The organism is Psychrobacter sp. TB55-MNA-CIBAN-0194 (assembly GCF_040309505.1).
GTDB lineage: Bacteria > Pseudomonadota > Gammaproteobacteria > Pseudomonadales > Moraxellaceae > Psychrobacter > Psychrobacter fozii.
Genome location: NZ_JBEOOW010000557.1, coordinates 1 through 252 on the forward strand (window position 1 = coordinate 1; position 252 = coordinate 252).

Annotated in this window: 1 pseudogene; it reads right to left on the reverse strand. The window is 43.7% G+C overall.

The features are described from left to right. Nucleotides 1-28: 28 nt before the first annotated feature. Nucleotides 29-252 (reverse strand): annotated as a pseudogene (locus AAEY75_RS16275) (MFS transporter); the annotation flags it as partial.

Below are 252 nucleotides of genomic sequence, written 5' to 3' on the forward strand. Positions count from 1 at the left end.
GGTTTGTCTGGTGTTAGCTTGTCTGGCATTAAGCAGGACGCGATTTTGTTTTTATCATGCCAAAACTTGCGACCAAAAGTGCCAATACTTGTACAAATAATAATAGCCAAACGGTTAATGACCATTGTCCACGTGCATAAACGATACCGCACAGCCATGCACCCATCGTGCCGCCCGCATAATAAGCCATGTAATATAAACCTGAGGCTAATGAACGTCCGTTTTTGACATTGACGGCGATATAGCTAATGG